The sequence below is a fragment of the Microbispora sp. NPDC049125 genome, assembly GCF_040802045.1.
GTDB lineage: Bacteria > Actinomycetota > Actinomycetes > Streptosporangiales > Streptosporangiaceae > Microbispora.
On record NZ_JBEZDW010000034.1, the window covers coordinates 51,579 to 77,079 of the forward strand.

27 protein-coding genes are annotated in these 25,501 nt (G+C 72.4%); 15 read left to right on the plus strand and 12 right to left on the minus strand.

All coding sequences use genetic code 11. The features are described from left to right. The first annotated feature begins 67 nt into the window (after nucleotides 1-67). Nucleotides 68-373 (plus strand): hypothetical protein, encoded by a 306-nt coding sequence (locus AB0B72_RS30755; protein WP_367742734.1) that lies wholly within the window; start codon nucleotides 68-70, stop codon nucleotides 371-373. 105 nt (nucleotides 374-478) lie between these two features. Here the strand turns inward: AB0B72_RS30755 and AB0B72_RS30760 are convergent, their stop codons facing one another. Further along, a complete protein-coding gene (locus tag AB0B72_RS30760) occupies nucleotides 479-703 on the minus strand; it encodes a hypothetical protein (protein WP_367742736.1) in 225 nt (74 codons plus the stop codon). A 190-nt stretch (nucleotides 704-893) separates the two neighbouring features. On the opposite strand from AB0B72_RS30760, the gene AB0B72_RS30765 reads away from it, so the two are divergent. The 3 genes from AB0B72_RS30765 to AB0B72_RS30775 are packed head-to-tail and all read left to right on the plus strand — an operon-like array spanning nucleotide 894 to nucleotide 3,509. Beyond that, nucleotides 894-1,532, plus strand: coding sequence for a DedA family protein (locus AB0B72_RS30765; RefSeq protein ID WP_367742737.1), 639 nt, complete (start codon nucleotides 894-896; stop codon nucleotides 1,530-1,532). Nucleotides 1,533-1,560: 28 nt separating this feature from the next. Beyond that, entirely contained in the window at nucleotides 1,561-2,874 is a 1,314-nt protein-coding gene (locus AB0B72_RS30770) for a sensor histidine kinase (protein WP_367742738.1), read from the plus strand. Further along, the gene (locus AB0B72_RS30775) at nucleotides 2,865-3,509 is read left to right on the plus strand and encodes a response regulator (RefSeq protein ID WP_367742739.1); all 645 of its coding nucleotides are present in this window, start codon (nucleotides 2,865-2,867) and stop codon (nucleotides 3,507-3,509) included. The genes AB0B72_RS30770 and AB0B72_RS30775 overlap by 10 nt, the downstream gene beginning before the upstream one ends. 126 nt (nucleotides 3,510-3,635) lie before the next feature. Here the strand turns inward: AB0B72_RS30775 and AB0B72_RS30780 are convergent, their stop codons facing one another. Then, on the minus strand, nucleotides 3,636-4,670 hold the full coding sequence (locus AB0B72_RS30780; RefSeq protein WP_367742740.1) for a LacI family DNA-binding transcriptional regulator: 1,035 nt from the start codon (nucleotides 4,668-4,670) through the stop codon (nucleotides 3,636-3,638). Nucleotides 4,671-4,823: 153 nt separating this feature from the next. On the opposite strand from AB0B72_RS30780, the gene AB0B72_RS30785 reads away from it, so the two are divergent. The 3 genes from AB0B72_RS30785 to AB0B72_RS30795 are packed head-to-tail and all read left to right on the plus strand — an operon-like array spanning nucleotide 4,824 to nucleotide 7,977. Continuing rightward, nucleotides 4,824-5,969 carry a Gfo/Idh/MocA family protein gene (locus AB0B72_RS30785; protein ID WP_367742741.1) on the plus strand — a complete coding sequence of 382 codons (1,146 nt, stop codon included), beginning with the start codon at nucleotides 4,824-4,826 and terminating at the stop codon, nucleotides 5,967-5,969. Nucleotides 5,970-6,001: 32 nt separating this feature from the next. Beyond that, on the plus strand, nucleotides 6,002-7,120 hold the full coding sequence (locus AB0B72_RS30790) for a dihydrodipicolinate synthase family protein (protein WP_367742789.1): 1,119 nt from the start codon (nucleotides 6,002-6,004) through the stop codon (nucleotides 7,118-7,120). After that, the gene (locus AB0B72_RS30795; RefSeq protein ID WP_367742742.1) at nucleotides 7,117-7,977 is read left to right on the plus strand and encodes a sugar phosphate isomerase/epimerase family protein; all 861 of its coding nucleotides are present in this window, start codon (nucleotides 7,117-7,119) and stop codon (nucleotides 7,975-7,977) included. The genes AB0B72_RS30790 and AB0B72_RS30795 overlap by 4 nt, the downstream gene beginning before the upstream one ends. A gap of 123 nt (nucleotides 7,978-8,100) precedes the next feature. Here the strand turns inward: AB0B72_RS30795 and AB0B72_RS30800 are convergent, their stop codons facing one another. After that, nucleotides 8,101-9,144 (minus strand): nitronate monooxygenase, encoded by a 1,044-nt coding sequence (locus tag AB0B72_RS30800; RefSeq protein WP_367742743.1) that lies wholly within the window; start codon nucleotides 9,142-9,144, stop codon nucleotides 8,101-8,103. 146 nt (nucleotides 9,145-9,290) lie between these two features. Continuing rightward, nucleotides 9,291-9,926 (minus strand): DsbA family protein, encoded by a 636-nt coding sequence (locus tag AB0B72_RS30805; protein WP_367742744.1) that lies wholly within the window; start codon nucleotides 9,924-9,926, stop codon nucleotides 9,291-9,293. 465 nt (nucleotides 9,927-10,391) lie between these two features. Here AB0B72_RS30805 and AB0B72_RS30810 point away from each other — a divergent pair, with 465 nt between their 5' ends. Then, nucleotides 10,392-11,867: a hypothetical protein gene (locus AB0B72_RS30810; RefSeq protein WP_367742745.1), complete on the plus strand. Its 1,476-nt coding sequence runs from the start codon at nucleotides 10,392-10,394 to the stop codon at nucleotides 11,865-11,867. Nucleotides 11,868-11,892: 25 nt separating this feature from the next. On the opposite strand, the gene AB0B72_RS30815 is transcribed toward AB0B72_RS30810, so the two are convergent. Both AB0B72_RS30815 and AB0B72_RS30820 read right to left on the minus strand, forming a co-directional pair. After that, a complete protein-coding gene (locus tag AB0B72_RS30815) occupies nucleotides 11,893-13,224 on the minus strand; it encodes a sensor histidine kinase (protein WP_367742746.1) in 1,332 nt (443 codons plus the stop codon). After that, nucleotides 13,224-13,898, minus strand: a complete 675-nt coding sequence (locus AB0B72_RS30820; RefSeq protein WP_367742747.1) for a response regulator transcription factor — start codon at nucleotides 13,896-13,898, stop codon at nucleotides 13,224-13,226. The genes AB0B72_RS30815 and AB0B72_RS30820 overlap by 1 nt, the downstream gene beginning before the upstream one ends. Before the next feature lie 131 nt (nucleotides 13,899-14,029). Between AB0B72_RS30820 and AB0B72_RS30825 the strand changes: the two genes are divergently transcribed. Continuing rightward, complete coding sequence (locus tag AB0B72_RS30825) at nucleotides 14,030-14,677, plus strand: hypothetical protein (RefSeq protein ID WP_367742748.1); 648 nt, start codon at nucleotides 14,030-14,032, stop codon at nucleotides 14,675-14,677. A gap of 35 nt (nucleotides 14,678-14,712) precedes the next feature. On the opposite strand, the gene AB0B72_RS30830 is transcribed toward AB0B72_RS30825, so the two are convergent. After that, on the minus strand, nucleotides 14,713-15,186 hold the full coding sequence (locus tag AB0B72_RS30830; RefSeq protein WP_367742749.1) for a TIGR03668 family PPOX class F420-dependent oxidoreductase: 474 nt from the start codon (nucleotides 15,184-15,186) through the stop codon (nucleotides 14,713-14,715). A gap of 88 nt (nucleotides 15,187-15,274) precedes the next feature. On the opposite strand from AB0B72_RS30830, the gene AB0B72_RS30835 reads away from it, so the two are divergent. Next, nucleotides 15,275-15,679 (plus strand): ClpX C4-type zinc finger protein, encoded by a 405-nt coding sequence (locus AB0B72_RS30835; RefSeq protein WP_367742750.1) that lies wholly within the window; start codon nucleotides 15,275-15,277, stop codon nucleotides 15,677-15,679. Nucleotides 15,680-15,869: 190 nt separating this feature from the next. Here AB0B72_RS30835 and kynU read toward each other — a convergent pair whose 3' ends face one another. Next, on the minus strand, nucleotides 15,870-17,099 hold the full coding sequence (gene kynU, locus AB0B72_RS30840) for a kynureninase (RefSeq protein ID WP_367742751.1): 1,230 nt from the start codon (nucleotides 17,097-17,099) through the stop codon (nucleotides 15,870-15,872). A 431-nt stretch (nucleotides 17,100-17,530) separates the two neighbouring features. Between kynU and AB0B72_RS30845 the strand changes: the two genes are divergently transcribed. Both AB0B72_RS30845 and AB0B72_RS30850 read left to right on the plus strand, forming a co-directional pair. Continuing rightward, on the plus strand, nucleotides 17,531-18,283 hold the full coding sequence (locus tag AB0B72_RS30845) for a GntR family transcriptional regulator (protein ID WP_367742752.1): 753 nt from the start codon (nucleotides 17,531-17,533) through the stop codon (nucleotides 18,281-18,283). Nucleotides 18,284-18,410: 127 nt separating this feature from the next. After that, nucleotides 18,411-18,629 (plus strand): hypothetical protein, encoded by a 219-nt coding sequence (locus AB0B72_RS30850; protein WP_367742753.1) that lies wholly within the window; start codon nucleotides 18,411-18,413, stop codon nucleotides 18,627-18,629. A 57-nt stretch (nucleotides 18,630-18,686) separates the two neighbouring features. Here the strand turns inward: AB0B72_RS30850 and AB0B72_RS30855 are convergent, their stop codons facing one another. Continuing rightward, nucleotides 18,687-19,793 carry a hypothetical protein gene (locus tag AB0B72_RS30855; RefSeq protein ID WP_367742754.1) on the minus strand — a complete coding sequence of 369 codons (1,107 nt, stop codon included), beginning with the start codon at nucleotides 19,791-19,793 and terminating at the stop codon, nucleotides 18,687-18,689. A 182-nt stretch (nucleotides 19,794-19,975) separates the two neighbouring features. Here AB0B72_RS30855 and AB0B72_RS30860 point away from each other — a divergent pair, with 182 nt between their 5' ends. Beyond that, nucleotides 19,976-20,506, plus strand: a complete 531-nt coding sequence (locus AB0B72_RS30860) for a gamma carbonic anhydrase family protein (RefSeq protein ID WP_367742755.1) — start codon at nucleotides 19,976-19,978, stop codon at nucleotides 20,504-20,506. Here the strand turns inward: AB0B72_RS30860 and AB0B72_RS30865 are convergent. Then, nucleotides 20,412-21,398, minus strand: coding sequence for an endonuclease/exonuclease/phosphatase family protein (locus AB0B72_RS30865; RefSeq protein ID WP_367742756.1), 987 nt, complete (start codon nucleotides 21,396-21,398; stop codon nucleotides 20,412-20,414). The two genes, AB0B72_RS30860 and AB0B72_RS30865, sit on opposite strands and share 95 nt — an antisense overlap. A gap of 160 nt (nucleotides 21,399-21,558) precedes the next feature. Continuing rightward, complete coding sequence (locus AB0B72_RS30870; RefSeq protein ID WP_367742757.1) at nucleotides 21,559-22,896, minus strand: mannosyltransferase family protein; 1,338 nt, start codon at nucleotides 22,894-22,896, stop codon at nucleotides 21,559-21,561. A 171-nt stretch (nucleotides 22,897-23,067) separates the two neighbouring features. On the opposite strand from AB0B72_RS30870, the gene AB0B72_RS30875 reads away from it, so the two are divergent. Next, nucleotides 23,068-24,513 carry a hypothetical protein gene (locus AB0B72_RS30875; RefSeq protein ID WP_367742758.1) on the plus strand — a complete coding sequence of 482 codons (1,446 nt, stop codon included), beginning with the start codon at nucleotides 23,068-23,070 and terminating at the stop codon, nucleotides 24,511-24,513. Nucleotides 24,514-24,687: 174 nt separating this feature from the next. After that, entirely contained in the window at nucleotides 24,688-24,849 is a 162-nt protein-coding gene (locus tag AB0B72_RS30880) for a hypothetical protein (protein WP_169806330.1), read from the plus strand. Nucleotides 24,850-25,058: 209 nt separating this feature from the next. Here the strand turns inward: AB0B72_RS30880 and AB0B72_RS30885 are convergent, their stop codons facing one another. Then, nucleotides 25,059-25,469, minus strand: coding sequence for a heme-binding protein (locus AB0B72_RS30885; RefSeq protein WP_367742759.1), 411 nt, complete (start codon nucleotides 25,467-25,469; stop codon nucleotides 25,059-25,061). Between the last annotated feature and the right edge of the window lie 32 nt (nucleotides 25,470-25,501).

Sequence of the window (25,501 nt, forward strand, 5' to 3'; positions counted from 1 at the left end):
TCAAACGACCGCTGAAGATCCGGGAAGCCGCAGGGGCCGGCCCGGGTACGCGGAAACAGGGGATTTCATGAGCGACGAACAGCCCGACTGGGCGAGGAACCTGGAGGACGCCGCGGCTTCCGCCGCCCGGGAGTTCGGCGCGGCCTTCGAACGGGCCGGCAGGGCGATCGGCAAGGCGGTCGAGCAGGCGGCCCGCACAGCCAAGGCGCAGGCGGCGATGGCGGCCGCCTACCAGGCGGACCTGGAGGCGCTGGAACAGGTGCTGCGCGGCCTGGCCCCCGAGCACGTCCGGGAGATCTCCGCCGCCGCCGCCGTGGTCACCGCCACGGCCGACCGCGTCCTGGCCCAGACGCCCAACCGCGACGACGCCTGAACGGCGGCCCCGGGCAGGTCACAAGGCGCGGTCATGTCATGGAGCGCGTCATGCGTTCAGGTCATGTGGCGTGATCAGACGGTGGGGTGCGGGCGGGCGGTCAGGTCATGAGGCGGGGCTCCGCGTGCCCGCTCCCGGGGGCGAATCGTCGCTCTGGGGTCGTCGCCGCGCCGCGGCGGCGCGGGCGGCGAGGGCGGCGGACAGCGCCTCGCACTCGTCGACGGTGAGCGGCGCACGGGGAAGAAGGTAGAGCAGGCCGGCGGGACCGTCGACGAGGTCGACCGGCAGGGGGCGTGTATGCGCCTTGGGCGGCGCGGCGGTGGCGGTCACGATGAAGGCCATTCTTCCGGGTGCGACCGACAGAATCGCGGTCCCGCGACGCGGGGCACCCGGCGCCGCCGGCGGAACCCCCGTGGGCCGGATCGCGCCGCAGGGGTGGTCTCCCCTGCGGCTTTCCACACCCCGGCCGGGCGGCCCTCCTCATGGTGCGTGTCCTGCGGCGACTCGTAGCGTGACGAGCATGAACGCATCAAGCCTCGGCGGCATCGCCGGGTGGGCCACCGAGATGATGGATCGGCTGGGGGCCGTCGGCGCCGGGCTGGCGATCGCCCTGGAGAACCTCTTCCCTCCCCTTCCCAGCGAGGTCATCCTGCCGCTCGCGGGGTTCACGGCCAGCCGGGGGGAGATGAGCCTGGTCGCCGCCCTGTTCTGGACGACGGCGGGATCGGTGACGGGGGCGCTCGCGCTGTACTGGGTGGGCGCGCTGCTCGGCCGGGAGCGTACGGTGGCCATCGCGGCACGTCTGCCGCTGGTCAAGACCGCGGACATCGAGAAGGCGGAGGCGTGGTTCGCTCGGCACGGCGCGAAGACGGTGTTCTTCGGCCGGATGATCCCCATCTTCCGCAGCCTCATCTCGGTCCCGGCAGGGGTCGAGCGCATGCCGATGGGCACCTTCGTCCTGTTCACGACGCTGGGCAGCCTCGCCTGGAACACGATCTTCGTGCTGGCCGGCTACCTGCTCGGCGAGAACTGGACGCTCGTCGAGGAGTACGCCGGGATCCTGTCCAAGGTGGTCGTGGCGGCCGTCGTCCTGGTCGTGGCCGCTTTCGTCACGGTCCGGCTCCGGGAGCGGCGCTCCCAGGGCAGGCACGCCCGATGAGACGAACGCCCGCCGTACGGAGGACCGCATGAGCGAGCAGGACCACAGCGGACGCGGCCAAAGCGAGCAGGGTCAGAGCGAGCCCGGTCACAGCGAGCAGGGTCAGAGCGAGCCCGGTCACAGCGAGCAGGGTCAGAGCGGGCAGGGTCAGAGCGGGCAGGGTCAGAGCGGGCAGGGCCGCCACTCGAAACGGAGCGCGCGGGCGGCCCTCGCCCTGGCGGCGCTCGTCCTCGGCACGCTCACCGCGGTCGTCGAACTGGTCACCCTGGTCGTGGCCGGAGCGGTCGCGCTCATCTGCCTCGCCCACCCCCGCGTACGGCGCGCCTCGGCCAGGCTGATCGCGACGGTGGCCGGACGGCTCGCACGGGTGGAGATCCGGCGGCTGGGCCTTCTCGGCGGGTTCGGCGGACTCGACGTGAGCGAGCCCGGCGCGGGCCGGGCCCCGGCCTACCTCGCCGTCCGATGGCTCGTCGGCGTGCTGGGCGGGATGGTGCTCTTCCTGCTCGGGCTCGGCGTCGGCGCCGGCGTGCAGCTCGTGTGGGGGTGGAGCCACGGGGAGACCCCCGACGGCATCCCGCCCACACCGGCCATCATCGCCTATCTGGGCGTCGCCGGCGCCGTGCTGCTCTTCCTCGACGTCATGGGCATCGTAGGGGTCGCGGCGCTGGAGCTGCGCCTCGCGCGCCACTTCCTCGGCCCGAGCCCCACCGAGCTGCTGGAGCGCCGGATCACCGAGCTGGCCGAGACCCGCCGGGGCATCGTGAGCGCCGTCGACTCCGAGCGGCGCCGCATCGAGCGGGACCTGCACGACGGCGTGCAGCAGCGGCTCGTGGCGCTCGCCGTGCTCATCGGCCGGGCCCGCCGGGGCCGCTCCCCCGAGCTGCGCGAGGAGCTGCTGCGGCAGGCCCACGAGGAGGCGCAGGAGGCGCTGCGGGAGCTGCGCGACGTGGCGTGGCGCGTCTATCCGACCGGGCTCGACTCGCTCGGCCTGCGGGAGGCGCTCGCCGCCGTGACCGAGCGCGCCGGTGTCCCCGTCACCATGCGATACGGCCTGAGCCGGCGCCCGCCGACGGAGGCCGAGACGGCGGCGTACTTCGTCGTACGCGAGGCCGTGGCCAACGCGGCCAAGCACGCGGGGGCCGAGCGGGTCGCCGTCGACGTCCTGGAGGAGGAGGCGACGATCGTGGTGCGCGTCAGCGACGACGGACGCGGAGGGGCCGACCCGGCGGGAGGCGGGCTGTCCGGGCTCGCCCGCCGGGTCGCCGCCCTGGACGGCCGGTTCCGGGTCGACAGCCCGCAGGGCGGCCCCACCACCGTCAGCGCGGAGCTGCCATGCGAGTGATCATGGCCGACGACTCGATCCTGCTGCGCGAGGGCCTGATCCGGCTGCTCGTCGAGGAGGGCCACGAGGTCCCCGCGGCGGTGGGCGACGGCGTCGCATTGCTGGAGGCCGTGGCCGCCCACCGGCCCGACCTCGTGGTCGTCGACGTGCGCATGCCGCCGACCCACACCGACGAGGGGTTGCGGGCGGCCCTGGAGATCCGGCGCCGGTGGCCCGGCATTGGGGTCCTCGTGCTGTCGCAGTACGTCGAGAAGCGGTACGCGACCGAGCTGCTCACGGGGGACGTGGGAGGTGTGGGCTATCTGCTCAAGGACAGAGTGGCTCAAATCGGGGAGTTCCTCGACGCGCTCGACCGGGTCGGGGCGGGCGGCGCGGCGTTCGATCCGGAGGTGGTCCGCCAGCTCCTCGCGCGGACCACCCACACCGACCCGCTGAGCCTCCTCACTCCCCGCGAGGCGGAGGTCCTCGCCCACATGGCCCAGGGGCTCACGAACGCGTCGATCGCCGAGGCGCTGTACGTCTCCCAGAGCGCGGTGGAGAAGCACATCAACGCCATCTTCGACAAGCTGGAGCTGTCCCAGAGCGCGGGCTACAGCCGCCGGGTGCTCGCCGTCCTGCGCTATCTCGGCGGCTGATGCGTCGACGGCAGTACGGCGCTCCCCGGCTGTCGCTCCCCCGACCGACTCCTCCGACCGGCGCTCCCCCGGTCGGCGCCCTAAGGCGAACCGCCGATCCATCGGCCCCGGCGTGGCGAGGCGGTGTCAGCGAGGGCGGATACCGGGGGTGCTCTCCCGCAGGACCACCTCGCCCCGTACGCGCTGGGAGCGCGGGCCGTCCCCGGGCTCGGAAAGGACCATCTCCAGCGCCGCCTCTCCGATCTCGACCAGCGGCAGGCGGACGGTCGTCAGCGCCGGGGTCACGTCCCGCAGGGTGACGATGTCGTCGAAGCCCGCGACACCCACCGAGCGGTCGAGCCCCGCCGCCCGCAGAGCCGCCATCGCCCCGACCGCCATCACGTCGTTGACCGCGAACACGCACTCCAGGTCGCGGCCCCGGCCGAGGAGCTCCATCATGGCGGCGTGCCCTCCGTCCCGGGTGAACTCGCCGTGCACCACCGCGTCCGGCGACAGGGGTACGGCCTCACCGGCCAGCCCCTCCATGAACCCGCTGAGGCGGTCGGCCGCGGTGAGAAGGCCGCGCGGTCCCGCCAGCACGCCGAACGAGCGGTAACCCAGCCCGATGAGGTGCGCGGCCAGGTCGCGGGCGCCGGCGCGGTTGGCCACGACGACGGTGTCGACCGGGAGCCGCCGTTGGCTGACGAGCGCGACCCGCCCGCCCGACCGCTCGAACGCCGTCAGCTCGGCACCGAGCCGGTCCAGCGCCGCCCTTTCGTCCGTACGGGATCCCACGATGACGATGGCCGCGGCCCGCATGCCGCGCAGCGCGGCGACGTACTCGGCTTCCTTGTCCGGCCGCCGCTGGGTGCTCGCGATGCTGACGATCATCCGGTTGGCCTCGGCCACGCGCATGACCCCGGCCGCTATCGACGAGAAGTAGGGGTCCTCGATGTCCTGGACGATGAGGCCCACCAGGGTGGTCCGGCCCCGGGCCATCGCCTGGGCCTGCGCGTTCGGGGCGTACCGCAGCTCTCTGGCCGCCCGCTCCACGCGCTCGCGGATCTCCGGGCGTACTTTGCGGGTGCTGCCGTTGACAGCGCGCGACGCCGTGGCGAGGGACACTCCCGCCTCCCTGGCCACATCCTCCAGCGTGACCGCGTCGTTCGGCCGTCTCGTCATCGCCACCTCATCGCCCTGTCGCCTGCGCCGCACCCATGGTCCTCATCATGGCGTGGCCCACGGTCAGGGGGCTACAGCCGGTTGACGCCCCCGGCGGCGCGGCCGTACGGTCCCCAGGGTATGGAAAGCGCTTTCCAGCTGAGGGGGAGGCCGATGGAGGCACTCGGCGTCGTCATGAACGGAGTGACCGGGCGGATGGGCTACCGCCAGCACCTCGTCCGCTCGATCCTCGCGATCAACGAGGAGGGCGGGGTGGCGCTGTCCGGCGGCCGCCGGGTCCCTCTGAGGCCGGTGCTGGTGGGACGCGACGCCGCCAAGCTGAAGGGCATCGCGGGCCGGCACTCGATCGCCGACTGGACCACCGACCTCGACTCCGCGCTCGCCGACGACCGCGCCGCGATCTATTTCGACGCGCAGACCACCAACGCCAGGGTCGCGGCCGTCACCCTGGCGATCGACGCGGGCAAGCACGTCTACACCGAGAAGCCGACGGCGGAGACCGTGGACGAGGCCGTCGCCCTCGCGCGGGCGGCGCGCCGCGCCGGGGTGAAGAACGGCGTCGTCCAGGACAAGCTGTTCCTGCCGGGGCTGCTCAAGCTCGCGCGGCTGATCGAGGGCGGCTTCTTCGGCCGGATCCTCTCGGTGCGCGGCGAGTTCGGCTACTGGGTGTTCGAGGGCGACTGGCAGCCGGCCCAGCGGCCGTCGTGGAACTACCGGGCCGAGGACGGCGGCGGGATAGTCCTCGACATGTTCCCCCACTGGACGTACGTGCTGGAGAGCCTGTTCGGCCAGGTGGAGGCCGTGACCGCCCGCGCCGTCACCCACGTCGGCGAGCGGGTGGACGAGCAGGGCCGGGCCTACAAGGTCACGGCCGACGACGCCGCGTACGCCATCTTCGAGCTGGCCGGGGGGATCGTCGCGCAGATCAACTCCTCCTGGGCCACGCGGGTGCACCGGGACGAGCTGGTGGAGTTCCAGGTGGACGGCACCCACGGCAGCGCCGTGGCCGGGCTGCGCCGCTGCCGGGTGCAGCACCGGGGCATGACGCCGATGCCCGTGTGGAACCCCGACCTGCCCGCCACCGAGCCCTTCCGCGACCAGTGGCAGGAGGTTCCGGACAACGCGGACTTCGGCAACGGCTTCAAGGTCCAGTGGGAGCGGTTCGTCCGCCACGTCGTGGAGGACGCGCCCTTCCCCCACGATTTCACGGCGGGAGCGCGCGGAGTCCAGATCGCCGAGCTGGGGCTGCGCTCCTCCAGCGAGGGCGTGCGTGTCGAGGTGCCGGAGCTCGCGTCGTGACCGTGATCACGCTGCCCGGCCCGGACCGCCGCCTGGAGTCCCACCGGCTCGGCGAGCCCGCCGTCTGGACGCAGCCTCCAGGGCCGCCGAAGAGCAGGGTCGCCTACGCCGCCGCCCATGTGGTGGCCGACCCGCTCGCCGCCAACACGCCGGGCGCCCCCGCCGCCGTCGACTGGGACGCGACGCTGCGCTTCCGCCGGCACCTGTGGTCGTACGGCCTGCGCGTGGCGGACGCGATGGACACGGCCCAGCGCGGCGCCGGCCTCGACTGGGCGGCGACACGGGAGCTGATCCGCCGCAGCGCCGACGCGGCCCGCGACTTCGGCGACCCGGCCGACCTGGTCGCCTGCGGAGCAGGGACCGACCACGTCTCGCCGTCGGCCACGCTTGAGGAGGTGGTCACGGCCTATCTGGAGCAGATCGAGGTCGTCCAGGACGCGGGGGCCCGCGTCGTCGTGATGGCCAGCAGGCAGCTCGCCCACCTGGCACGCGGCCCGGAGGACTACCACGCCGTGTACGGCAGGCTGCTGCGCGAGGCCGGAGGGCCGGTGATCCTGCACTGGCTGGGCGAGATGTTCGATCCCCGGCTCGCGGGCTACTGGGGCTCGCGCGACGTCGCCGCCGCCACCGACGCGTTCCTCGCGCTGGTCCACGAGCACGCCGCCCGTGTGGACGGGGTGAAGGTCTCACTGCTCGACGCCGGTCACGAGGTGCGCCTGCGGGAGCGGCTGCCGGAGAACGTCCGCCTCTACACGGGCGACGACTTCAACTACCCCGGCCTCATCGGGAGCGGCAGCCACGCGCTGCTCGGGATCTTCGACCCGATCGCGCCCGCGGCGGCGGCCGCGCTGCGGGCGCTCGACGACGGGGACACCGAGCGCTTCGAGGACGTCCTCGCCCCGACGGTGCCGCTGGCCCGCAAGATCTTCGAGGCGCCGACGTACCACTACAAGACCGGGATCGTGCTGCTCGCCTGGCTCGCCGGGCACCAGGACGCGTTCGTGATGGTGAACGGGGCGCACAGCGCGCGGTCGATCGTCCACCTGGCGGAGGTGTTCCGCCTCGCCGACCGGGCCGGACTGCTGCCCGACCCCGAGCTCGCCGCCGCCCGCATGCGCTCCCTGCTGGCCACCGCGGGGGTGACCTCGTGAGCGCCGGCGACCCGCGCCTCGACCGGCTCTCGCTCAACCAATGGACGACCCGGCGCTGGACGGTGGCCCAGGCGGTGGACGGCTGCGTACGGCACGGCATCCCCGCGATCGGCCTGTGGCGGGAGGCCGTGGCCGAGCAGGGGCCGGCCGAGACGGCCGCCCTGGTGAAGGACGCGGGCCTGCGGGTCTCGTCGCTGTGCCGGGGCGGCTTCCTGACCGGCGCGGACCCACGCCTCGACGACAACCGGGCGGCGATCGACGAGGCCGCCGCGCTGGGCGCCGCCTGCCTTGTCCTGGTGGTCGGCGGCCTGCCGGGGGTCGTCCCGGGCGGCTCGCCGGGCCCCGGCTTCAGCCGGGACCTGCCCGGGGCCCGGGAGCGGGTGGCCGAGGCGCTGACCGTGCTCGCCCCTTACGCCGCCGGCCACGGCGTACGGCTCGCGCTTGAGCCGCTGCATCCGATGTACTGCGCCGACCGGGCCGTGCTGTCCACCCTCGGCCAGGCACTCGACCTCGCCGAGCCGTACGCGGCCGAGCACGTGGGCGTGGTCGTCGACGCCTTCCACATCTGGTGGGACCCCGAGCTGACGGCGCTGGTCGCGCGGGCCGGGGACCGGATCGCGAGCTATCAGGTGAGCGACTTCCTGGCGCCGCTGCCCGCGGACGTGCTGCTGGGCCGAGGCATGATGGGTGACGGCGTGATCGACTTCCGGCCGCTGACGGCCGCCGTGGAGGCCGCCGGCTACCGGGGTGACATCGAAGTCGAGATCTTCAACGCCGACGTCTGGGCCGCCGACCCGGACGAGGTGCTGGCCACCGTGAAGCGCCGCTTCGTCACCGAGGTCCTTCCCCCCGGATGACCGGGCCCGGGGTCCCGGCCCGGATCAGGGGCGGCGCCGGGGCCCTGTGCCCGGTCACGGGCTCCGGCCGGTCGCCGTCGAAGAGCGCCGGAGCGTCTGGAGGCTGACGGAAGCCCGGCCGGGTCAGGCTCCGGCCGCCCGCGCCTCCGACGCGAGGACCTCGACGAGGCGGGCGGCCGGCAGATCCCGGGAGCGCAGGTGGCCCCAGCCCGCCCACAACGCCATCGCCTCCGGGTCGCCCTGCTCCGCCGCCGCCCGGCGGAGCCCTGCGGTGAGGTGATGCACCTGGGGATAGCAGGCCGGCGCGGACGCCTCGTGCTCGGCCATGAACCGGTTGGCCAGCCCGCGTGCCGTACGGCCGGAGAACGCCTTCGTGAAGGAGGTCCGCGTGAACCGCGGGCCGGCCAGCGCCGCCTTGTGCAAGGGATGCGCCCCGCTCTCCGGCGTCCGCAGGAAGGCGGTGCCCAGCTGCGCGGCGGCGGCGCCCGCGGCGAGCACGGCGGCGATGTCCGCCCCGTCCATGATGCCGCCCGCCGCCAGGATCGGGAGGTCGACCGCCGCCGCCACCATCGCGACCAGCTCGGGCAGATCGTCCGGAGGCTCCCAGGAGACGGGCAGGAATCCCGCCTGGTGGCCGCCGGCCCCCGGCCCCTGGACGGACACCGCGTCAGCCCCGGCCTCCGCGGCCGCGACGGCCTCCTCAGGCGTGTTCACCGTGAGCACGATGGCGCTCCCCGCCTCGTGCAGGCGGTCGACGACGTCCCTCGGGGGGCAGCCGAAGGTGAACCCGGCCACCGGGACCCGCTCCGCCACCAGCACGTCGACCTTGGCGTCCCACTCGTCGTCGTCCCAGCGGGGCGACTCCGGGAGGGCGACGCCGTATCGCTCCGCCTCGGGCAGCAGCTCCTCACGGTAGCGCGCGACGGCCGCCTCGTCGGCATGTTCATGGCGTGGGACGAAGACGTTCACTCCGAAGGGCCGGTTGGTGATCTTGCGCGTCTCCTCGATCTCGTCGCGCAGCGCCGCCGCGGTGCGGTATCCGGCCGCGAGGAAGCCCAGGCCGCCCGCTTCGGACACGGCCGCGGCCAGGGCCGGGGTCGAGCCGCCGCCCGCCATCGGCGCCTGGACGATGGGACGGGGCACCTGTGGAAGATCGCGTCCGGACACGGGACCTCCTGCGTGGTCGGCTTCTGTCACCAGCGTAAAACCGTGGCCGGTGAGCCACGGTCCGGCCCTGGCGCGCGAACGCCGCGGCCCTCGCCCGCTCCCATGGCGAGAACCGCGGCGTACGGCTGCCGCGGGAAACGGCGGTGTCAGCTGAAGTCGAGCTCGCCCGTGCGGGTGCGCTTCAGCTCGAAGAAGTACGGGTAGCTGGCCAGCGCCAGAGCTCCGTCGAAGATCCGTACCGCCTCCTCGCCCCGAGGGATGCGGGTGAGCACCGGCCCGAAGAACGCCACGCCTTCGACGTGGATCGTGGGCGTGCCGACCTCCTCGCCGACCGGGTCCATCCCCTCGTGGTGGCTCTTGCGCAGCGCCTCGTCGTAGTCGGTGCTCGTGGCGGCATCGGCCAGCTCGGGAGGCAGGCCCAGCTCGTCCAGCGCCTCCTTGATAACGATGGCGAAGTCCTTGTTGCCCTGGTTGTGGATCCTGGTGCCGAGGGCGGTGTAGAGGTCACGCAGGACGTCCTCACCATGCTGCTGAGCCGCGGCGATGCAGACGCGCACCGGCTCCCACGCCTTCACCAGGCCGGCACGGTAGCTCTCGGAGAGCCCCTCTTTGTTCTCGTTGAGCACGGCCAGGCTCATCACCCGGAAGCGCAGATCGATCTCGCGATGCTTCTCCACTTCGAGGATCCAGCGAGAAGTGATCCACGCGAAGGGGCAGAGGGGGTCGAAGTAGAAATCGACGGTGGGACGGTGGCCTGTCCCGGCCTGCTCGACGTCGGTCATCGAATGTGTCTCCTCACTGTTCGCGGGGGAAGCTCGGGCCGATCGGCACCCGCGTGCAGCCATGTGCACGCCGGAAGGCGTACCCGACCGAATAACCTCCCGGCATTCCCGGTAATTCCCCTGATCACATCTCAATCCGAAGAAGTGTGAGCGGCCTTTCGCAGGGGGGAGCGCAACGGCTCTGGTGGGGCGTCTTTCTCCGGCATCGGCCAGACGGGCGTGCCACTTGGAGCCCCTGTCGGTGGTTGTCCACAGGAGAGGCGCGATGTTACGTCCGCCATAGCCGGGCGCCATTACGCTCACCGCATGCTGCGGGGGATCACATGGCGAGCGCGCCGGCCCCGCCCGGCCGCGGGCATGTCGTGGCCGGGCACCACGGGCACGGACACCACAGACATGGCCTCCATGGGCAGGAGCATCAGAGGCAGAGGTACCGAAGGCGCGGGCAGCGCGTACGCGCGTACCATGCGCGGTTCCCGTGGCCCGCTGCTCGGGCTGGCGGCGGTGGCGCTCGCGTACACCGCGATCCAGCTGGCCGTCACGGCCAGGATCGGGCTCGGCTGGGACGAGAGCATCTACGCCTCCCAGGTGGCCCACGGCGTCCCGGCCGCCGATTTCAGCGCGCCGCGCGCCCGGGGAGTTCCGCTGCTGCTGGCACCCGTGGCGCTTTTCACGCCGTCCGTGACGGCTCTGCGCGTCTACCTGAGCCTGCTGTCCGGCACCGGCCTGTTCATGGCGTACCTTCCCTGGCTGCGGCTGCGCCGCGGCTTCGCGGTGCCGCTGGCGGCGGCGATGTTCGCCGGGCTGTGGCTGTCCCTGCTCTACGGCAACCAGGCCATGCCCAACCTGTGGGTGGCCTTCTCGGCGGTGGCCGGGACGGGCCTGTTCTGTCTCGCCCGGGAGCGCCGTGGAGGGCCGCCCGTCCCAGCTCGCCGCGTCCCAGCTCGCCGCGTCCCAGCCGGCCTCGTGACGGCCGGCCTCGTGACGGCGTTCGCCGTGGCGTCGCTCCTGCGCCCGACCGACGCCTCCTGGCTGGCGCTCCCGCTGGTCGCCTACGGCCTGACCCGGCGAAAGCCACGCGCCGCGCCGGCCGTCGTCGCCGGTCTGGCCATCGGCTGGGCGGAGTGGTGCGCCGAGGCGTTCCAGCGGTACGGCGGACCCGTCGCCCGGCTCCGCGCCGCCGGAGCCGACAACGAGACGGGCCTCCACTTCACGCTCGGCGACCACCTGCGGGCGCTCGACGGCCCCCTGCTGTGCCGGTACGGCAGCCCATGCGGCGACTACCCCGCAGGGCACATCACGTGGTTCGCCGCGCTGCTCGTGCTGGCCGCGCTCGGCGTGTGGGCCGCCCGCCACCGGCCACCCGGCGGGCGGACGCCGTACAGGCGGGCCCTGGGTCTGGCCCTCGCCACCGGCCTGTGCCTGCTGGCCTCTTACGTGTTCACCGTGGGGTACTCGGCTCCCCGGTTCCTGCTGCCGGCCTACGCGCTGCTGACGCTGCCCGCCGTCGAGCCCCTGTGCCGCCTGGGCGGCCGCCGGGTGTGGATCCCCGTCATCACCCTCGCCCTGGCCGGTTACGCCACGCTCCAGGGGGTGACCCTGAACGGCTGGGCCACGTACGAGCGGACGGCCCGCGAGCGCGACGTCACCGCCGCCGGCGCCCTGCGGGATCTCGGCGTGCGCTCACCCTGTCTCATCTACGGTCACCACGGCGTCCAGGTCGGCTACCTCATGCGGTGCGCGTCGGTGGGGGTGGTCAGCCGGTACGGCGGTACCACGCCCCCGGTCGCGGTCAGCGACGCCCTGAACAGGCACCTGCGTGTGGCCGTGATCAGTTCCCACCGCAGGCCCCCGGCCGCCTACCTCGACAAATGGAAGCGGGTCCGCATCGCGGTCGGCGCGAGCTCGACGTGGTACGCCTTCCTGCCACACGGCCGCTGACCGTGGGAGGGCTCCGCACCGGCCGTCATCTCGCCATTTCCGGGCCGGGCGAGGAGAGCGCGCCCAACGAGACCGGAGCCGCGGGCTCACGGAGTGTGGCTCGCGGAGCCGAAGGGCGCAGGTCGGCTCGCAGGCAGGCGCCTTTGGCCGTGCCGTCCGGCTCGGCCACGATCAGCGTGCCGCCGTGGGCGTGCGCGATGTCCCTGGCGATGGCCAGGCCGAGGCCTGAGCCGCCCTCGTCCCGTGCCCGCCCCTCGTCGAGCCTGGTGAACCGGCCGAACACCGACTCCCGGCAGTCGGCCGGGATGCCGGGGCCGTCGTCGGACACCTCGACCGTCGCCGGCGCCGTCACCCGTACGGTCACGGTGGACTCGGCGTGCCGCACGGCGTTGTCGACGAGATTGGCGATCATCCGGCTGAGGTGGGGGCGGGAGCCGGACACGACCACGTCGGCGGCGACGTCCATGCGGATCTTGACGTCCTCGCGACGGGTGCGCAGCGCCTCCTCCGACGCCACCTGCCCCAGGTCCACCTCCTGCGTGCGCAGCGGCTCGCCGGCGTCGAGCCGTGCCAGCAGGAGCAGATCGGCGGAGAGCGCCTGGATCCGCCCGACGTCGGTCAGCGACTCCCGGACCAGCGCGGGGGCCTCCCGCGATCCGAGTTCGAGCCGCGTGCGCAGAATCGCCAGCGGGCTGCGCAGCTCGTGCGCCGCGTCGGCGACGAACCGCCGGTGCCGCTCGACGGCTCCCTCAAGCCGGTCGAGGGTCACGTTCATGGTCCGCGCCAGCAGGGCGACCTCGTCCCCGGTGGCCGGGACGGGCACCCGGCGGTGGAGATCGCTGGCGGTGATGTCGGAGAACTCCGCCCTGATGTCCGCCACGGGCGCCAGCGCCCGTCCAGCCAGCAACCAGGTCAGACCGGCGACCAGCGCGAGCAGCACGGGAACTCCCACGAGCAATATCGTCCGGATCGTGGTGAGAGCGTTGCGCGCCGGCAGCAGCGAGGTCCGCGCCTGCACGGTGACCGGCGTGCCCCCGACCTTCACCGTGCGCTCCGCCGTCGCGTACCCCTGGCCCCAGCCGAGCTCAGCCCGGCCCTTGATCTGCACGTCGGGATCGGCGGCGACCCCCGGCCCCGGCCCGGCGAAGCCGGTCAGGGGGCCCGCCTCACCGCTGGAGTCGCCGTCCTGGGTGAACGTCTTCACGACCTCGTCAGCCCGCCGCGAGGCCTCCTCGCCGGCGCTCGACAGCAGGCTGCTGTTCAGCGTCACGAGCAGCACGGCCGCGACCCCACCGAGGGCCAGCGCGACCGTCACGGTGGCGACGACCGTCGCGCGGAGCCGGACCGACCAGCGCATCACGACCCTCCGTCCAGCCGGTATCCGGCCCCGCGCACGGTGACCAGCGACGACCGTCCGAACGGCGCGTCGATCTTGCGGCGCAGGGCGCTGATGTAGACCTCCACGATGCTCGGATCGCCGTCGTAGGCGAAGTCCCACGCCTGCTGAAGCAGTTCGGCCTTGGACACCACCTCACCTGACCTCCGTACGAGTGCGTGCAGCACGGCGAACTCCTTCGGGGTGAGCGCGATCTCGGTGTCTCCGCGGCGGCAGCGCAGCCCGGCAGGGTCGACCACGAGGTCGCCCGCGCTCAGCGCCACCGGCCGTTCGCGCCCGCCGCGCCGTACGAGAGCGCGGATGCGGGCCAGGAGCACCACGTACGAGAACGGTTTGGACAGGAAGTCGTCGGCTCCCGTGTCCAGGGCCTCCGCCTCGTCATACTCGCCGTCCTTCGCGGTGAGCATCATGATGGGGGTCCAGTCGCCGGCGTCCCGGAGGCGGCGGCAGACGGTGTAGCCGTTGAGCATGGGCAGCATGACGTCGAGCACGATGGCGTCGTACTGGTTCTCGGTCGCCATCCACAGGCCCTCCCGCCCGTTGCGGGCGACGTCGACGGCGAAACCCTCCTCCCCCAGCCCGCTCCGAAGGAGCTCGGCCAGCCTTTCCTCGTCCTCGACGAGCAGCACACGCATGGCGTACAGCGTGCACGCAGCGACCTAAAGGGAACCTGAAGATCACTTCGGGCGTCTTCAGCTCCGCTTCAGGCGCCGCGCGGGAGTGTGCTCACGCACGCATCGACCGACGAAGGAGTTGTCTCATGCGAATGTCCAGTGTTCTCCTGATCGGCGGTCTCGCCCTCGGGCTGACCGGCTCCGTCACGACGGCCGCCGACGCGAGCGGCCCGCTCCCGAAGGACCGCGGGCCGTCCACGGTGGTGGCGTGCCAGGCGCCCGGCCCCGGCACCCCCGCCCACCGCTTCAAGACCTCGATCAAGGTCAAGGGCCGCAAGGTGTTCAAGAACGGCAAGCTGGTCGCGACGATCCCGCCGGGGGAGAAGGTGATCGTGGTCGACAAGAACGGCAAGATTTACGTGGGCAAGAAGGCCGAGGGCATGATGGGGGGATCGAAGCCGGGCGTCAAGGGCCGGCTCATAGGGGCGCACAAGTGCGGCGCCTCCAAGTGCGAGGACGACAAGCGCACCTTCGGCCCCAAGGGCATCGAGGACCCCAGCGCCCGTGACGCCAGGCCTGTCCACCCCGAAGTGACGCACTCCAAGGGCAGGGACGGCAGGGGCGAGGGCGCAGGGATGCCGGGGTGCGGTGACCCTGAGTGCGAGGACTTCAAGGTCACCGATGGCCCCAAGCCTGTCCCTCCCAAAGTCACGGACTCCAAGGGCGGGGGCTCCGCGGCCAAGGGCGAGAAGGGCTTGAAGTGCACAGGGGAAGCCGGAGTCGACGTCAAGCTCGACTAGGGCTACGGGACTGACCTGAAGCCCGCCGGCCGGGGTCAGTCCGCCGCGTTTTCCTCGTCCACCGTGCCCGGCGCGGCGTCGTCGCCTTCTCCACCGGCGTACGACCAGCCGGACCAGCGGTCTACCCGGACGAGGACGGCGGGCCCGGCCGGCGGGCGCCCGCGGTACTGGGCGTACTTCCCCACGAGCAGGGCGACGGCCCGCTCACGCTCGGCCCCGCCCTGCACGACCTCGGCCCGCCCGTCGGCCCGAGCCCACCACAGCCGCCGCCAGTCGTCCTCGTAGTGGTCGGCCAGCAGGCACACGCGCGGGTCGCGGGCGATGTCCCGCAACCGGCGCAGGTCCGTGGTCGCCTTGGGCTTGTGGTCGACGGCTGTCACGATCACGTCGCCCTCGACGGCGAACGTCACGGGGACCAGTCGCGGCGCGCCCTCGCTCCCCAACGTGGCGAGCCGGGCGACGGGAGCCGTCGCGAACAGGTCCCGGGCCCGTCCGGCGGGCAGTCTCACCTGGCCAGGCTAGGTCATGAATCGCCGGAGGGAGAGCGGGGCCCGGCGCCGCTTGATCACCGTCGGGGGACAACTTATGGTTGCCGCCATGGACGCATCTGACTTACTGGAGCGGGCCCGCTCGCGAGCGGGCGACCCCGCCGACCCCCTTGAGACGCTGACCGCCGCCATCGCCCTCGGCGGCGAGCTGAGCACCGATGCCGACGCCCTGCTCGACCTCGCCGTACGCCAGGCCCGTCAGGCCGGCGCCTCCTGGACCGCCATCGGCGAGCGGTTCGGGTTCTCCAAGCAGGCCGCGAGAAAGCGCTTCACGCCGCCCTTCGCCCACCGCCAGCTCGCCAACCGGCGCCGCAAGCTGGACATGGCGTGCTCCTTCTGCCGGCAGCCGCCCGGGGCCCGGGTGCACATGGTCCACGGCGAGGGCGGCCGGATCTGCGAGCAGTGCGTGGAGCTGGCCCACGAGATCGTCGCCGGCATGGCCAAGCGCCGCTGACCCCGCCCCACCCGCCGTACGACGCGACTCCCCGGACAGCACGGGACGAGGCGGACGACACGGGACGCGGACGACACGGGACGCGGACGACACGGGACGCGGACGACACGGGACGCGGACGACACCGCGTCCCTGTCGTGATCGCGCCACGCGTGGTGACGTCGCAGGGACGTGAGCACAGCGCGCCGCTTCAGGTGACGGTCAGCCGCCGGGCGTACTTCTCATCCCGCCACAGCTCCTTGGCGAGCACCTCCGCCAGCGCCGTCGCGGCGTCGTGGACGTCCACGTAGCGCAGGTAGAGCGGGGCGAAGCCGAACCTGATGAAGTCGGGCTCCCGGAAGTCGCCGACGACGCCGCGGTCCGCGAGCGCCCGGATCACCGGGTATCCGTCGGGATGGCGGTAGCTCACCTGGCTGCCCCGGCGACCCGGGTCGCGCGGCGTCGCGAGGGTCAGCCCCGGGTGCAGCTCGTCGAGCAGCTCGATGAACAGCGAGGTCAGCGCCTGGCTCTTGGCCCTGACCTCGCTCATGTCCACCCCCTCCCAGATGTCGAGGGAGGCGTTGAGCGCGGCGTACGACAGCACGGGCGGGCTGCCGCTGGCGAACCGCCGGACCCCGTCGGCGGGCCGGTAGTGGGACTCGAAGGCGAACGGCGCCGCGTGCCCGTGCCAGCCCGACAGCACGTTGCGGGCCGCTTCCTGGTGGCGCGGCGCCACATAGATGTACGCCGGGGCGCCGGGGCCGCCGTTGAGGTATTTGTAGGTGCAGCCGAGCGCGAAGTCCGCGTCGCCGACGTCCACGTTCAGGGCTCCGGTGCTGTGGCACAGGTCCCAGATCATGAGCGCTCCGGCCGCGTGGACCCGCGCCGTCACCGCCGCCATGTCCCGCGCCGCACCGGTGCGGTAGTCCACCTGCGACAGCAGGACCAGGGCCACGTCGTCGCCGAGCGCCTCGTCCAGCGACTCGTCCGGCGAGCCGATATCGCGGATCTCGTACGCGCCGAGCGCCTGGGCGGCGCCCTCGACGACGTAACGGTCCGTGGGGAAGTTGTCGAGATCGGAGATGATCACGTTGCGCCCCGGCCGCAGCGGAAGAGCGGCCGCCACCGCCTTGAAGATGCAGACCGACGTCGAGTCTCCCGCGAGAACCTGCCCCGGACCCGCGCCGATCAGCGGCGCGAGGCGGTCGCCGGTGGTCTGCGGCAGGTCCCACCAGCCGGCCGTGTTCCAGCTCGCTCCGAGGTGGACCCCCCACTCGGTCTCGACCGTGCGGGCCACCCGCTCCGGGGTCCGCCGGGGCAGGGCGCCCAGCGAGTTGCCGAGAAGGTAGACGATCCCCGGCGGGAGGGAGAACTCCTCCCTGAAGCTCCGCAACGGGTCCTGCGCGTCGAGGGCCTGGCATTCGGTACGGCTGGTCGCCACGGGCAGCTCCTTGTCACCACACTGATGTCCCCGGATATCACCGTATGTCGATACCCTTCCCCGGCCCACCGTCAGATGCCCGGAAAGCTCCCCGGCGCGCCGCGGCTGAAAAATGGACACTCCGGCCCTTACCACCGGGATAGTTCCCTGCATCCCCACCCGAGTCCGTTCGCCGTCCCCTCCTTGACCTGGGGCGGAAGCGTCGTGGCAGCGTATTCCCAGCGTCGATGACTCAGCGTGGAGGGCCGCACGAATACCGGATGGGACCGTTCCATCATTACGGCTGGCAATAACTCCCAAAGATCACCACACCGGCACGATCAGCTCAAAATAAGCACGGGACGCACCTGCGACTCTGTGCGATCGTGGACAAGACGGGGCAAGTTCTCTGTAGACGCCAATCCCCCGTTGGTGACAGAGGGTGATCAAACGTGACGGAATCCCCGGTGCATCACGAGTCCCCGATCTATCGGCGCATCGCCGACCGGCTGCGCGATCAGATCCTTTCCGGCGCACTCGGTGATGGGGATCGCTTACCGGGTGAGAACGCGCTCATGGCCGAGTACGGCATCGCACGGGCCACGGCGCGGCAGGCGCTGGCCGTATTGATCAATGAGGGCCTGGCCGTGCCACGACGAGGGTCGGGCGTGTACGTCCGCCTGTTTCGCCCGATCCGGCGGCACGGATCCCGGCGGCTCGCCCGCGAGCAGTGGGGACAGGGACTGGCCATCTGGGACGCGGACGCCCGTGGCCGGTCGTACGTCGTGGACGACTTCCAGATCCAGCGGGAGCAGGCGAGCGAGCACGCGGCGCGCCTGCTGGGCACGGCGGAGGTGTGGGTACGCCGCCGGCGCTACTCGGTCGACGGGCATCCCGTGCAACTCGCGGCCTCGCAATTCCCCGCCGATCTGGTCGAGGGCACGGCCGTCACGCTGCCCGACACCGGGCCGGGAGGCGTGTACGCCCGGTTGGGAGATCTCGGCCGCGCCCCGGTCCACTTCACCGAGGAGGTCCGGGCGCGGATGCCGTTGCCGAGGGAGGTCGAGTTGCTCAAACTGCCGGCCGGCACGCCGGTGATCGTGGTCAGCCGGATCGCGTACGCCGCGGAGGCGGTGCCGGTCGAGCTGAACGAGATGACCCTTGACGCCGCGTCGTACGTACTCCAGTACGACTTCGACGCCTAAGTCAAGGGCACAAGTCCGGCGATAGGTTGACCTGTCCCTCTCGATCATTGATTTCTCTAGAGATGTCCCGCACTTTGAGGAAGAGACGTCACGAGCACCCGTGCACGGCGAGGGAAGGTGTGAACGGATGTCCTTTGACCGACACCTCGCTGAGATTGCCCGGGAATTCCCAAAATGGACGATCTGGCGGAGTGACGCGGGCCGTTGGTGGGCCACCCGGCATCATCCGCTCAGCGAGATCCAGCGGGACGCGGGATGCGCGATGACGATCGACGCCGACGATCCCAGGGGGCTGCGGGAGCAGCTGCGCGAGCAAGAGGAACGTGCCACTGCCGCGGATCCGTGAGCGCGGAAGCCCCCGACCCGATCGGGGGCGGGGGCTTCCGCTTCCACCACCAGGCGGCTAGTTGGCGCGGAGGCGCTCCTGGCCGCCCGGCCGCCGGACGCGGCCGAGGTCGACGTCGGTGTCCTCCGCCGTCTCGGCCCCGCCGTGGTCCTGCTCGTGCTGCTGCTCGTGCCGGGGCTCCTCCACGATCACTCGCACGTCCCCCTCGTCACCGGCCTCCGCGGGGTGCGCGTCGTCGTGGACGTCGACGACGGGCTCGGCGTCCGCCGCCGTCTCCTGCTCCTCCTCCTGCCGGTGCCCGTTCTCGGAGGCGGGGGCGGGGGCGTCCGGCTCCTGCACGGCGTCTGGGGCGGGCGCCCGAGGAGGCAGCACGGTGGCCTCGTCGATCAGAGGGCCGGCGGCCGCCTCGCGGTGAAGCAGGTCACCGAGGACCGAGCCGATCTCGCCCAGCCTGCGCACGACCTCCGCGTGGGTGTCGGTGAGGTAGGAGACGCGACGGCCCGTGTGCTCGTCGAGCGCGCTCACCCGCTGCTGCGCCGCGGTGAGGATGGCCTCCGACTCGCTGCGCGCCTCGCTGAGCACCCGCTCCGCCTCCATCCGGGCGGCGGTGAGCTGGCGCTCGGCCTCGGCGCGGGCGCTGCGCAGGGTCTCGTCCGCTTCGGCCCGCGCCGCCCCCAGTGTCTCCTCCGCGTCCGACCCGGCCTGGGACAGCATCCGCTCGGCGGAGGTGGTGGCGTCGGCGACCCGGCGCTCGGCTTCCTCCTGGGCGGCGGTGCGGATCGCGTCGGCCTGCTCACGCGCCGACGTCACCAGCCGCTCCGACTCCGCCGCCGCGTTCTCGCGCAGGCGGAGCGCGTCGTTCTCGGACGCCTGCTTGTTGGCCGCCGCCTCCTCGTGCGCCAGCTTGAGGATCTGGCTCAGCCGCTCCCCCAGCTCATCGGGGTTCTGCGGGGACTCGGTCAGCTTGCGGCGCGCCTCGGCCAGCTCGATGCGGCTCTGCTCGGCCTGGTCGATGGTGCGGGCGAGCCGTTCCTCCAGGTCTCGGACCTGGTTGCGAGTCCGGATCATGTAGTCGTGGACCTGCCGGCGGCTGTACCCACGCATAACGACCTCGAAGGAGTCGTCACTCATGAGGTCGGGGAAGTTATCGGTCTGGTTCGTCATGAGAAGCCCCGGGGGTTTGGAGACAAACGACGGTAACGCGCGTCAGGACACGACTTTCCTGCTATCCGACGGACATCGCAACCCGAACGCCACAGCTGTCAGGGAAAATGCCCGCCCCAGAGCCCGGAAGCCGGGCTGATGGGGACGCCGGGCCGCCGCGAGCCCCATGGGATCATGGGGGCATGTCGTACATCGCGGGACTGGACGACGACGCCGTGCCGAGCATCCACCCTGAGGCCTGGGTGGCTCCGGGGGCGGTGGTCGTCGGGAGGGTGCTGCTCGGCCGCGCCGCGAACGTCTGGTACGGATCGGTCCTGCGCGGCGACGACGAGCGGATCGAGGTCGGCGCCGAGTGCAACGTGCAGGACCTGTGCTGCCTGCACGCCGACCCCGGTGAGCCGGCGATCCTGGAGGACCGGGTGAGCCTGGGCCACCGCGCCGTGGTCCACGGCGCGTACGTCGAGACCGGCGCGCTCGTCGGCATCGGCGCCGTCGTGCTGGGCGGCGCGGTCATCGGGGCCGGCTCGCTGGTGGCGGCCGGCGCCCTGGTGCCGCCCGGCAGGAAGATCCCGGCGGGCGTGCTGGTCGCGGGTGTGCCCGGGCGGATCGTCCGCGAGCTCACCGACGCCGACCGGGCCTCCTTCGCCCGGACTCCCGACAACTACCTCGCCAAGGCGCGGCGTCATTCCGCGGCCACGGCGCCGTCGCGATGAGCGTGCCCGCCAGGGCCAGGTGGTCGGAGAGCTCGGGACGCGTCTGGATCGCCTCGGCGCCCGCCGCCTGGTAGTCGGCCTCCGTCGCGAAGATGTAGTCGATCTTGCGGCCACCCCGCGTCGTCGGATCGCCGCCGCGCCTCGGCACCCCGCACGGCGCCGCGTCGGCCTCCGTGTAGCTCCCGCTGCCGACGCCCATGCCGTACAGCGAGGAGAGCTGTCCGTGGCCGGGCAGCCGGTTGAAGTCACCGGTGAGGATCACCGGCCTGCCGTCCGCGTAGCGGGCGACCAGGCCGGCCACCTGCGCGGGCGTCTCGGTGTCGGACAGGTGCGTCACACAGCAGACCGAGCGGCGGGGGCCGGCCATCCCGGTGGCGCACAGCAGGCCGCGCGGGTGGATCGTGGCGTCCGCGTCGGCCGGCGCGTGATCGACGCGGAGCCGCCGCCGCAACGGCGGGGCGTCGGTGCCCTCCTTCAGCGCGAGCGCCATGCCGAACGTCATGCCGTCCGGTGGCGTCGTGTCCGTGGTCAGGTCGCCCCAGATCCGGCGGCACGCGTCGCCGGCGCCCGGCTTGCCGGCGATGCCGTACCAGACGATCCGGTAGCCCGGCAGCTCCGGTTTGAGCAGGCTCACCTGGGCGTAGCACATCTCCGTGAACGAGGCCACGTCCACGTCGCGGCTCCTGATCAGGCCGGCGACCTGCCGCGCCCAGGTCCTGCGGCGCTCGGGGGTGAGGTCGGCGGCGCAGGTGTTCGCCCTGTTGTTGGAGCCGCACACGTTGTAGGTCAGCACGCTCACCCGGTACGACTCGGGCCCGGCCGCCCACGCCAGGCCGGCCGGGCCCACGATCACCGCCGCGAGGGCCGTCCCCATGAGAATGCCGCGCGACATCCCCGCCCGCAGCCTCCGCCGTGCTTGTCCGTTCCCGCCCGTCCGCCGATGCACGCGCCACAACCTCCCGCCTCCGGGAGCCCCTCACGGGGATCCGCCGTCAGCAGGGGATCAAGAACGACATATCCCCCTATAGCCGGAGGATCTTCCCGAAAGCGGATCAACCCACCCAGGCGCCGGTGGTGAAATTTCCTACATTGATTGCCATGACCGGCGCGGCGACCGCGAGATACGCCATGAAGACCCATGGCCGGCGGGCACCGGTGATGCCGACCGACAGGTAGAGCGGCCACCACAGCAGCGAGGCGCGCCCGACCGACATGTAGAACGAGGACATCGCGAGCAGCGCCACCGCCTGCGGCGCGAGGTAGGCCAGGTCGGCCCACCGGCGGCGCGCGAGCTGCCAGACGATGAGGATCACCAGCACGGCCGCCGCCAGCATCTCCTCGCGGTACGACGTCTGCAGGATGGGCTCGTTCATCGACCGGTCCCAGGTGTTGAGGAACACCTGCCACGGCTTCTCCGGGTAGCGGCCCCAGTAGTCGGCCTCCGCCTGCTTCCAGGCCATGAGCTGGCCGGTGCGGGTCCACAGGTACGCCATGTACGCCAGCACCGGCACCGCAGGCAGCGCCATCCAGGGCGCACGACGCCAGCCCGTCGAGCGCAGCCCGTTCTCCGCGACCAGGAACATCACCGCCAGGCCGGCCGCGAGGAACAGGCCCGAGATGCGGACGGACGAAGCGAACGCCGCGCAGACGGCGGCCGCCTCCCAGCGTCCCCTCCGGGCGAGCAGCCACGCGGGGATCGCCAGCGCCAGGAACGGCGCCTCGGAGTATCCCGCCAGCATGAACACGGCGAACGGGCTGAGGAAGAACGCCAGCACGGTCCAGGTGCCGGTGCCCTCGCGGTAGGAGTCGCTCAGCCGCGACAGCGCCACCGCGACGACCGCGCTCGCCACGACCGAGACGAGCACGATCGCCAGGCTCCAGTCCGACACCACCACGTGCAGGTAGCGCAGGAGGAACGGCAGGCCGGGGAAGAACGCGGTCAGCTTCGGCGCGTCCGGCATGCCCGGCGAGCCGTCGTAGCCGTACTGACCGATGATGATGAAGTTGTCCGAGTCCCACGGCGTCAGCCGGTCGAGGATCGGCGCCTCGGTCCGGCCGGGCGCGGCCAGCACCATGTAGATGTACGTGGCCACGTGCCAGAAGAACCAGATCAGCAGGGCCGTACGGTCTCCTGGGCGGGCGAGCAGGCGCGCCCCCCAGCCGGCGAGGCCCTTACCGGACAGCGCGGCGGCGTTCTCGCCGGGGAGGCCGTCCGCCGCCCCGGCATCCGGCTTGACGGCCTTGCCGGGGGCCTCGTCCGTGACCTCCTCCGTGGTCTCGTCCGTGACCTCGTCCGGGGTTCCGGTCACCGCTGCCCCGGCCGGTGCCGCCGTCTGCGCCTTGGCGGCGCCGGGCTCCCCGCCGGGCACTGCCTGCTGGATCTCCGTCACGAGCACCTATGGAATACGCCACCGGAGGCCATGCCAAGAGGATACGGGGGCCGTTTGTGGGGACTCACCGCATCAGCCGTGTTTCCGCAGGTCAGCATCGTACGGCGGAAGTGAAAGTTTCAGCCGTCTCATCGGCCCCGCCGCTGTCGCACTCCCAACTACCATGGCCGCGTGCACTGGGACGGGTTCACGGCGATCGAGCGCGACGTACGCGCCCTGGTCGGCGACGGACGCTGGGCCCTGCTGCCGCCGTACGTCCGGGCCGACGCGATCGCCCAGCGGGCGCTGGTCACGCCCGACGGCTGCTCGTGGCTGTTCGGCGCGCACGCCCGGTGGTACCGCCTCGACCGTGTCGACGGGCGGTGGCACCTGTCGGCTCCCCCGGTCCACCCGGCCGTCCGGTCGGCCGCCCTGCCGCGGCCGCCGGGGGTCGCCGTCCCGCATCTGCTCGTCCCGAAGGGCCCCGACTTCGTCCGGGCCCCGGGCTCGCCCCAGGGGTTCGTGGGGCCCGACGTGCCGCGCGACGTCACCGAGCGGATCAGAGCGCTGCTGCTGGCCCACCGCGGCCTGCGGCGTGAGGACTTCCCGCTGGTCACGAGCCCGTTCCAGGACCTGTTCGCCCGCGACGTCGCGGGCACGGTGGCCGCCGTCTGGGGCACGATCATGTGGTGCGCCTACGCGCCGGCCTTCGACGGCAACGAGGTGCTGCTGTCGATGTTCGGCGAGTTCCTGGCCAGGCCGCTGCCGGGGGACGAGTGGGTCCGCTGGCTGCCCGCCGGATCGCTCGGCGCGCTCATCGCCCTCTACTCCGAGCGGATGGCCTCCGGCGCGCCGCAGGCCGCCCGGCGGCTGATCGGCCTGATGACCGAGACCGCCATGGTGCTGCGCGCCGACCCCCGCTTCCAGCCGAGGGCCGACGCCCTGCTCGCGATGGCCGGGCCTTCCCACACTCCCCCCTGGGCCGACCACAGCCCTTCGTCGGCGGCCGCCGCACGGCAGGCGTGGCTGGCGCGCTGCCCGCCCCATCTCGTGACGGCCGCGCTGGCCGAGACGTCCGCGGGCGAGCACTTCAGGCACACCCTGTACGACCTGGTGGAGGCGCTGTCCTACACGGCCTCCCGCGGGCTCGACCCCAGGCCGGTCGCCGCCTCGCTGCTGGCGGCCGACGTGGCGGAGCTCTGCGGCATGTCCGAGCCGGCCTGGGCTCCCGGCAGCTCGGCCACGGCCGCCGTGGTCACCGCCATCTACCCGTGGATCGACGACGAGCTGCGGGAGGCGTTCTACCTGGCGCTCGCCGAGCCCGCGCACCCCCTGCGCCGCTGCTGGCCCCGGGAGGGGGCGCTGCCGCCGGGGCTCGTCCCCCCGGACCGCGGCACGGCCGCCGCCCTGCTCGGATCGGCGTACGCGACGGGCCTGGCCTGGTGCGGGCTCACGGGGACCGCGCCGCCGCCCAGAGGCTTCGCCACCTGCTCGGCCGTGGTCCAGTGCCTGATCCACCAGCGGGACGACCCGCTGCCGCGGCCGGAGATGCCCAAGCACGTGCCCCACCACGCCACGGACTCCGGCTGGCTCTTCGAAACTACTAATTCGGATATTTCTCCCTTACCTCCGCTTTAGCAATCCCTTCCCTACATCACCGCCCTTTTCATCGAATCGTGATCTCGGTATCAGGGAAATGGTCAGAGGGGTACGAGAGGTACCGGGCGGAATGGTCCCGATGGGCCATGTCGCGCCAACGTACCCGGACGTAACCTCATGGTGGGTGTGGGCTGCGGAAGGAAGGACGACGCGGTGGGGCACGACGACCTGGACTCTCGGGTCCACGACCGTGTCGCGTTGGACGAGATCGCGCTCTACGCCGAGGTGCTGGAGGCCGTGAACTTCACGGATGACCGACTGACCTTGGAAGAGCTCGACAACGCGCTCGGATTGCGGACTTCGGCGAGCCGCTGAAGCCAGTGAGAGCAACGATCCCGGGCTCCCGGTGGGGGTCCGGGATGGTTTTTTCTGACTAGTGCAGCCCCTCACGAGCTCCCCACCGCTCCCGACCCGGGTTGCCGGTTACCGACGGCACTCGGCGAGGTGGGTGATGGCGGCGACGGCGAAGGCCCGCTACCTCGAACGCCACCCCCAGGCCGAACCACAGACCGCCCTCCCCGAAGCTAGGGAGCGAGAACAGCAAGCGCTGCTTCCGCGCATTCGTCGTCTTGCCCAGGCACCATTCCGCCGCTTACCGCCAGGGCACCGAGGACGGTGTCTCCCCGCAGGATGAGCGCCGCGCCGGCGCCCGCCAGGATGGGCACCCGCACGGCCCGATCCAGCTGGGCGAAGAAGCCGGGTGAGGCCTCCTGCATCTGGCGCAGTGCGGCGCCGTCGCGGCGGAAGAGAGCGACGCTGGCCGCTTTGGTCTCCGCGATCTGGGCCGAGAGCGGCGCTGCGCCGTTCATGCGGCCGAGAGCCTGCAGGTGTCCGCCTTCGTCGACGACCGCGACCGTGACCGATGCGGCCATCTTGGCGGCGCGCTCGTGTGCGCCGGCGATGACTGTCTGAGCCTCTTGGAGCGTTAGCGGCATTGCGATCCTTAAGTTATGTGGACAACCGTCCT